General features: G+C 68.6%; 7 protein-coding genes. All 7 read right to left on the bottom strand.

The window, feature by feature from the left end; genetic code table 11:
* Window positions 1-16 precede the first annotated feature (16 nt).
* Window positions 17-1,636, bottom strand: a complete 1,620-nt coding sequence (locus M6444_RS22710; protein WP_298332800.1) for an OPT/YSL family transporter — start codon at window positions 1,634-1,636, stop codon at window positions 17-19.
* Window positions 1,623-2,318 carry an AroM family protein gene (locus M6444_RS22715; protein WP_298332802.1) on the bottom strand — a complete coding sequence of 232 codons (696 nt, stop codon included), beginning with the start codon at window positions 2,316-2,318 and terminating at the stop codon, window positions 1,623-1,625. The genes M6444_RS22710 and M6444_RS22715 overlap by 14 nt, the downstream gene beginning before the upstream one ends.
* A 145-nt stretch (window positions 2,319-2,463) precedes the next feature.
* Window positions 2,464-4,017 (bottom strand): helix-turn-helix domain-containing protein, encoded by a 1,554-nt coding sequence (locus M6444_RS22720; RefSeq protein ID WP_298332804.1) that lies wholly within the window; start codon window positions 4,015-4,017, stop codon window positions 2,464-2,466.
* Window positions 4,014-5,096, bottom strand: a complete 1,083-nt coding sequence (locus M6444_RS22725; RefSeq protein ID WP_298332806.1) for a DUF917 domain-containing protein — start codon at window positions 5,094-5,096, stop codon at window positions 4,014-4,016. Before M6444_RS22725 ends, M6444_RS22720 begins: the two co-directional genes overlap by 4 nt.
* 33 nt (window positions 5,097-5,129) lie before the next feature.
* Window positions 5,130-6,221, bottom strand: coding sequence for a DUF917 domain-containing protein (locus M6444_RS22730; RefSeq protein ID WP_298332808.1), 1,092 nt, complete (start codon window positions 6,219-6,221; stop codon window positions 5,130-5,132).
* The gene (locus M6444_RS22735; protein WP_298332810.1) at window positions 6,218-7,804 is read right to left on the bottom strand and encodes a hydantoinase/oxoprolinase family protein; all 1,587 of its coding nucleotides are present in this window, start codon (window positions 7,802-7,804) and stop codon (window positions 6,218-6,220) included. The genes M6444_RS22730 and M6444_RS22735 overlap by 4 nt, the downstream gene beginning before the upstream one ends.
* Before the next feature lie 198 nt (window positions 7,805-8,002).
* Window positions 8,003-8,302: prolyl oligopeptidase family serine peptidase (locus M6444_RS22740; protein ID WP_298332812.1), on the bottom strand; the 300-nt coding region annotated here is incomplete at its 5' end.

Here is an 8,302-nt window from a genome sequence, read left to right on the forward strand (position 1 = left end):
CGCTCCGCGCCAGCCATCAGCGAGCCTTCACCAGGGAGTCGGCAAAGCTGTACACAGCGTCGCCAGCGATGATCCCGCCGCCGAAGACGGCCAGCATGTTCGCGCTCTCGGCTCCTTTGACCCGCAGCACCACGATCCGGACGATCAATCCGCCGGCCACCGCGTACGCCGCCATCGGGTCGGCGACGATCAACCCGGTAGCCAGCAGGACGCCCATCTGCCGGCTGGAACCACCGATGACTTGGATCAGCGCCCCGGGGACGGCCCACAGCAAGATCTCGGTGATGGTGTCCGGCCCCAGGCCGGCGTCGATGGCTGCGGCGAACACCCGGCTGCTCGGCGCGAACAGATCGTTGGAGAAGTAGATGTCGTGCACGAAGAAGACGATCACGGCCGCGACGACGAAACCGATGAGACCGGCAAGGAGCTGCTGGCGACGGCCTTCCAGTTCGAAGGCCGGATCGCGCCCCCGGTCGCGCAACACCCAGCCGGCCTTGAAGTCGTACCCGGCATCGGCGAAGGCCGGGCTGCCGGCGGCCACGAAACCCGCCATGAGCACGACGGCCGGCGCCGGAAAGCCGACGGCCATACCGATGAAGAGAAACACCAGCGCCGTGGCGAACGCAGGGAACCACCCGGCGTGCATGGCCGAAAGGCCCACGATGAATTCGGCGGCGATACAGGCGACGGCGGCGAACAGCGCGAAGCCGATGACCATCAGCGGCGACATCTCGGTGAACAGCCCACCGGCCAACGCCAGGACGGTCCCGGCGAGCACGTACAGCACCGCTCCCCGCCCCAGCCCGATCAGCGCGGCCTGATCCGAGCGTGTGGGCTCGGCTGCACCCCCGGCCACGGCGGGGGCGAGGGCGTTGTCGGCCGTACTGCCCGACCGGCGCACCACCAGCAAGATCGCCTGCACCAGGGCCACCAGGCCAGCGCCGATCATGACGCCGTGCGGGATGTAGGTGTCGCTGAGCGTCACGCTGAAGAAGACGTCGGAGTATCCCGCGAGGAACAGGCCCACCGCGAACATCGACAACGCCCAGATGTTGCCGATGAAGGCCACCCCGGCACCGGACATCGGTATGCCCGCGAATGCGCCGAGCGCACCGACCCCGCTGCCGATCAGCAGCACCCCGGCTCGTTTGCCGCCCTGGTCACCGGCGATGATCGCTTCGGCAGCGGCGATACCGGGCGGCCAGGCGGCCTTCGCCGGGAAAATCCGGGAGTCGTAAAGCCAGTAGAGCATGAGCAGGTCGATCAGCATGGCCATCGCCGCACCGGCGAACATCGGCATGACCAGATCGGGCTCATCCAAGGCCACCGGGATGCCGATGGTCAGCAGCATGCAGTTCGCTGCGCCGAACGTGCCCGACGAGATGGTCGTCTGGACGAGGTTCTGCTGGTGGACCGAGCGGAACCGCTGGAAAGCGGTGATCGGCACACGAGAGAGCATGATCGCGAACAACACGCCGATGAGTGACGTGTTGGGGGTCACGCCCAGCGTGGTGATGATCTGCAGCCCGATGATCGCCCCGCCGCCGGCCATGACCAGCAAGGTGATGAAGACGACGGGCTCGCTGACGCGAGGATGGCTGCGGTCGTCCCGGACCTGCTGCTCACGCGAGTTCACGTCGTGACCTTTCTGACGGCAACGCTTCCAGCACGACCCGCACCACCAGCGTCCTGGCCACGACGACCGCAGCGCCGCACTGCTGTCTCGCCCGAGAGCCCATCGCGGCGGAATAGCCCATGCAGTCGAGCACGATCAGCTCCGACGACTCCGCCAAGGCAGCGCAGGTCGCGACGACTTCGCCGGTGGCCTGTGGCCCGTACGGATCGGCGACGCCGACCTGGACGGTGTCCGCGCTCGCGGCCCACCGCTCGTGAGCCTGCTCGCGCTGCGCATCCTCCGGCACGACCACTCCGAGGCGGCGCCCCCGGGCGAGTGCCGACACGGCCGGACGCAGGATCTCTTCGCTGGTGTACACCGCAGCTGGCAGGTCCGCGGACGCCAACTCGGCCGTGCACATCACCAGGACACGGTCGGCACCGGCCGCCAGGGCGCGGTTGGCCGCCGAGGCCACCCGCGGCATGATCCGCGAGTGTGCGACTCGCACCGGTGTCCCGTCAGCGAGCTTGGTCACCAACAGCTCATCGCCGGGTCCGGGTGCCAACGCAGCGAGTTCGCCGGCGGCGAGACCGTCCAACGCTCCGGCTTCCACCAGTTCGGTCGTACCGAGCAAGGGCTGCACGTCCGCAGCGATGTCAGGACGCGGCGCCTGACCGATGGTGATCAGTCCTAGGCGGCTCATGACCTCTCTCCGCTCGAGTGGTGCTGGACGACGAACCGGACCAGCGAAGCAGAAGGTCACCGGGGCGGAAATAGCCGATGTGCACAGCGCCGAAGCAGTGACGAGGCACACTGACCAGTTGAGCAGTGGCTCGAGCGGGAGCCCGTCAGGCCCATGGCGGCGACGGCGGGCTCAGCGTGGTCCGGCAGGCCAGGTGCAGCGCCAGCCGCTCGTCCACATTGGACAGATCCACTCCGAGAATGGCTTCGATGCGCTGGATCCGGGTCGCCACGGTGTTGCGATGGACGCCGAGCACGGCCGCGGTCTCGGTCAGGTTCGATTCGGCGTCGAGGTAGGCGTTCAACGTCTCCGTCAAGTGCCCCTGGTGTCCGCCGAGAGGCGCCAGCAACTCGTGGGCAGCCGGCTGGAAGGTGTCCGTCCTGGTCCACGCCAACAGCAGCTGGGCCAGTCCCAGGCGGTCGATGTACAGGAACCGCCCGAGCTCCTTGCGGTTCACCGCCAGTTGCGCGGCGTCGTGCGCTTCGGCCAGGGAGTTCGCCAGGCCGCGGCTGCCCCGGTAGGCGCGGCCGACACCCATGTACGTGGTCACCCACCGGTTGATCGTCCGGTGACCACGCCGTAGCGCCGTGACCACCGTGTTGAGCTCAGCCGCGGACGGTTCGTGATCCATCGACACCCATCCGGACCAGCCGTGGTTCTCCGGAACGATCTCCACCGTCACGGCCTCGCCGGCGAAGATCGATCCGATGTCCAGGACCGCGGTCGCCTCGTCGCCGTCGACCAGGCCGATGGCGAACCCCACATGCCAGCCGTCCAGCCGCCAGCCGAGCTCGCCGGCCTGTCGTCGCAGGATCGGCGAGGGCTCGTCGTGGCCCTGCCGGATCATCGCCAGCAGCCCAGAGCGCAGCCGCGCATCCCGCTCGGCCACGAGCCGGCGTTCGGCCTGCCACGTCCGGACACCGAACGCCGCCACGCGCAAAGCGGTCCGGACGGCGGAGTAATGATCATTCAACTCAGCCGACAACTGCGCCACCAGCCACAGCGCGACGGATTCGGCCCCAGCATCGGTCACGGGTACCGCCACGGCGTAGCCGTCCGCCGTCGGGTTCCGCTGCTCGCCGGGCCGGCTCGGGTCGACCGCGACACCGGGGACGTCATCGCCGGCGAGCCGTCGACCATCTGCTGCGAACACCGCTACCGGCGCAGACAGCGCCTGCCCGAGCCGCCGGCACAGTTCACCCAGCTCCGACGGCACCGCGGTCACCGCGTCGACGACGCGCTCGACGTAGACGGCTCGGTCGTCATCGCCGCCTCGGATGACCGCACGCGCGGCCAGGATCGCCTCGCTGACGTCCTCGGCGGTGAAGACCGCCACGCCCAACCGTTCGGCCAGCCGGATCGTGCTGGCCGGGATGGTCCCGCTGCCGTCGGGGCCGGTCCGTTCCGCCGGCACCACCAAACCGGCCGCGGACTCGTCGGCGAGTCTGCGGATCAACACGTCACTGCGCACGTCGAACGCCGTCGGCAGGTTGACCAGGCCGTAGAGAACACCTTCGGTCAGCTGTCCCGGGCGGACGTCCGCGAGCAAATGCGCGTCTCGCACCTGGCGTTTCGCACCATCGACTGAGGTCAGACCCACCACGTCTCGCCACGACGGCGCAGCGATCAGCCGGCTCAACGGGACGGTGCCACTGGTCACGGTGCCACTCCAAAGGCCCCCGGCATGAGGCAGGCGTCCACGTCGATGCCGAAAGCGCGCGGGGCGACCGCCGGCAGATGGCGTGGTCGTCGCCAGAACGAAGCACCGGGCAGGTGGAGCACGCTGACGTCCATGCCGTACCGGATCCGATCGCACGGCACCGGTACAGCGGTCCTGCGCTCCACCACACAGATGATGTCCGGGGTACTGGCCACCGGCACCCCGTCGCGCAGCACCGTCAAGTACTCGTTCTCCATGTCGATGCGGATCAACGCCTGTGTTTCATGGTCGGCCAACGTCACCACACCGCGGCTGAACATCGAGGCTCCCTGGTAGCGCACCACGTCCTCGACCAGTCCGCTGGCGTGGATCCGGCCGCCGAGCTCGTCGGCCAGCCCGGCCGGGTCCGGGATCTGCGCGTCCAGCTGCACGCGGCCGAGCCACTGCGCATGACTGAACGAGCCGACCGCCGCGGCCTCGCGCAGCACGCCGGCCGGGATCGGCGCGCACGCCATGGCGGCCCACCCGCCGGACTCGGCGAGGAAAAGCCGCGCCACCCGCTCCACACCGTGCGCGTCCAGGTCGTCCAGGACGATCGACGCCCCGGTACCGCCTGCCAGTGCCGCTGGGGTGAGCCGGCACCCGTAGACGGCCGCGGTGAACTGATCGAGCCTGGGCAGTGCTCGGCCCATGAGGTCGGCATCTACCGCGTCGATCCCGGTGTCGGCGGCGGCGACCAGCACCATGAGCCCGTTGACCCCACCCACCTCGGTACCGACCAGGGCGCGCGGGCTGACGCCGGTCACCCGCGTCACCGAATCGACGACCCGGACGAACTCCGATCCGCTCGGGAGCTTTTCGCGCAGCGCACCGGTAGCGCCCACGATGCCGACCGGCAGAACTGGGTCGTCATCACCCAGGCAAGCCAAGCTCTGGACCACCGGTGGCTGTCCACGCCATATCGCCTGGCGTAGCAGTGTTCTCGCCAACGGTGTCGGCCCGCCGCCACCGCAGCCGAGTAGTTCGCTGCCCCGTTCCAGGGCGGCCAGCCCTGCGTCGGAGGTGTCGATGACGCTCACTCCACCGCAGCGTATATCGCCACTGGGTGGTGTTCAGGCGAGCTGCTCAACCGGCACGAACGGCGTGTCCAGACCGAACGCGGCCGGCCCGAACGCGGCGAGCGCCGCCTCGGTCCGCATGACCGGCGGTGTCCCGATGCCGAGCACCTGCACCCGCTGCCCGTAACGCAGCCGGTCGGTGGTGATCGCCTCACCCGTCTCGGAGTCCAGAACGCAGATGAGATCAGGCACGACGCAGACGAGTTCGCCGTCGAGACGTGCGGTGAGGAACTCGTTCTGGAAGTCGACCACGAGCTCGGCAGCGCTCTCGAAGGCCCGGAATCGGGCCCGGCCCTTGGTGAACCCGGCATCGACCGTCCTCTCCACGTCGACGATCTTGCCGTTGAACAACGACCGCACGCCCGCGTAGCCGGACTCAGCCACGACCTCGGCCAGCGCCTCACTGACCGGGCGATGCTCGGTTCGAGCACGGCGCACGGCCCGGCCGATCGTCAGCCCGAGCGTGAGCGTTCCGGGGATCGCGGTGCGCTTGAGGTCGCGGCCGTCCATACTGAACTCGCTGATGTGGGCCACCCCGCCCATGCGCATGGTGACCCCTCGAGCCAGCCATTCCATCCGGGCGTTGTCCCCGCCGGTGTCGATGATCGACGTCTCACCGAACTCCCCGGCCATCGCCATCGGCGATCCCGAGACGCCATAGGCGGCGAACGTCTTCATCTGCAGTTCCGGGAAGGCCCGCCCCATCCCGTCGGCATCTACCACAGGGAGCCCGGTCTGGGCGGCGACCACCAACGGGATCATCGAGTTGATCCCCCCGCATTCGACCGCCACCACCGCGTCAGCCGTCCGCCCGACATACGTTTCCAGAGTCCGCAACGCCTGGACGGGCTCAGCGCCGTTGGGAAGCTTCTCTGCTCCGATGCTCGGTGCGCCCATCTGCGCACACGGCACGACGAACCAGTCGTCGTCGACGTCGTCCAACCCGAGCACCCGCACGTGTCCCGAACCGATCGCTCGACGGGCCATCAGACGGCCGATGTGCGGGTCGCCGCCGCCCCCGGTGCCCAGGACCGCCGCGCCGACGCTGAGGTCCAGAAGGTCGCTGCTGCTCAGCGTGAACGTCATGCCCGCACCCCTTCTTCGGCCACCGGCGCGGCGTGTTTCAGGTTGAGCTCGCCGACCGCGCGGACCCGGATCCTGGTGGCGTTGCCAGGCAGGTAGGCCAGCGGGACCTCGTCCACGTCCACGACCTCCACCGTGGCCGGCACGGCGCCGGCTCGCACTGCGCGGTCCACGGCTTCCTGCTTCGCCTCGTCCAGCAACGACTCCCGCTGCCCTGCAGGTACCGAGAACACTCGATCCACTTCTCCGCTGATCATTCCCAGGGCCGCACCGACGGCGTTCGCCACGGCGTGGTGTTCGAGATGAACGACCTCGCCGAGTCCGGGCAGCTCGGCGGGCAGGAGGATCGATCCCCCACCGACGGCGACCAGCGGCAGCGCGCGAGCCGACACCCGCATGCGGTCCACGCCCTCGGCGATGCGTTCGACGATCCGGTCCAGGATCTGGTCGACGTACTCCTGGGACAGATGAGACACCCGCTCGGGATCGCCGAGATCGCTCCATCCCTTGGCCACGGCCACGTCGGTTGCGGTGAGGACCTCACCGCCGAAGACGAGAGCACGCTCGGTGATCTCGTGCCCGACCGATTGCGGCCCGACGTCCGGACCTCCGGACGGGTCAGTCCCGACGATGCTCCCACCGCCGATGCCGACCGAGAGGACGTCCGGCATCCGGAAGTTGGTCCGCACCCCCGCGACGGTGACGTCGACATTGGACTCACGCGGAAAGCCGCCTTGCAGGATGCCGATGTCGCTGGTGGTGCCACCGACGTCGACCACCGCGCAGTCGCTGAGCCCGGACAGCAGTGCCGCGCCGCGCATCGAGTTGGTGGGTCCGGAGGCGAAGGTCGACACGGGAAAACGCCGCGCGTACTCGATGTCCATCAAGGTGCCGTCGTTCTGGCTCAGATACAGCGCAGCGGAGTAGCCGAGTCCGCTGATCGCCGTACGCAGCCCGCGCACGATGTCGATGGCCAGTTCGGACAATGCGGCGTTGATGATGGTGGCGTTCTCCCGTTCGAGCAGCCCGATCCGGCCGATCTCGTGTGACTGCGAGATCAACAGATGTGGTGCGTGCTCGGCGATGATCGCAGCCGCCTCGGCCTCCGCTTCGGCCGTGACCGGTGAGAACACCGAGGTCACCGCCACGCAGCGCAACTCCTTCGCCACGATGTCGTCGACCACCCGGCGCAGTTCGTCACGGTCCACACGGGTGATGACGCGCCCGTCGTATTCGTTGCCCCCGTGACACAGGTACGGCGTGCCGCATATCGCCTCGACCAGTGATTCCGGCCACTCGACCATCGGCGGCAACGCTGCTGTCGCCGGCAGCCCGAGTCGGATGGCCGCCGAGGGGGCCAACCGCCGGCGTTCGATGAGCGCGTTGATGAAGTGCGTGGTGCCGATCATGATCGCGTCGACGGCATCGGTGCGGTAGCCGTTACGCTCGTGCAGCTGCTTGAGGACCGAGACGATCCCCGTGGTCACATCAGGCTGCGTCGGCACTTTGAGTGAATCGACGACGCGCTGTCCATCGACGAGGACCACGTCGGTGTTGGTGCCCCCGACATCAATACCGATTCGCATCAGTGGCGCTACTTCCTCACACCCCGCGGTGCGTTCGCCGTCCGGCCGTCTCATGTTCGCGGGCGAGACACGACATCAGCCGTACCCGCGAAAGGCTGCGACTCAGGCTAGGAGACCACGGGCTCGGCGTCATGGTGCACTACGCTGGGGAGCACGCGTCGTTCTGTGCAACTAGCACTGCGGTCCGCGCAACAGGTGTCAGGCACTCAGCAGATCGTCCAGGAACGAGAGTGCAGCCGGGTATGCCGCCAGGCGGTTGACCCGCTTGGCCAGGCCGTGGCCCTCGTCGTCGAACACCAGGAGTTCGCACGCGACGCCCTTGTCGTCCAGGGCGGCCTTGATCTGTTCCGCCTCACTCAACGGCACCCGCGGGTCGTTCGCGCCGTGAATGACGAACAGCGGCGTGTCGATGGCGTGAACGTACGTCAGCGGCGAGGCCTGGATCAGGAACTCACGGTCATCCGCGAGGCTCCCGTACTCCCGCTCGCGAACGGCCCG

It is taken from the genome of Haloactinopolyspora sp. (assembly GCF_027324685.1).
Classification (GTDB): domain Bacteria; phylum Actinomycetota; class Actinomycetes; order Jiangellales; family Jiangellaceae; genus Haloactinopolyspora.

Excerpts from the sequence above, each read along its gene's own strand:
- M6444_RS22730 (WP_298332808.1), bottom strand. The coding sequence starts at position 6,221 with ATGACGTTCACGCTGAGCAGCAGCGACCTTCTGGACCTCAGCGTCGGC.
- M6444_RS22735 (WP_298332810.1), bottom strand. The coding sequence starts at position 7,804 with ATGCGAATCGGTATTGATGTCGGGGGCACCAACACCGACGTGGTCCTC.
- M6444_RS22715 (WP_298332802.1), bottom strand. The coding sequence starts at position 2,318 with ATGAGCCGCCTAGGACTGATCACCATCGGTCAGGCGCCGCGTCCTGAC.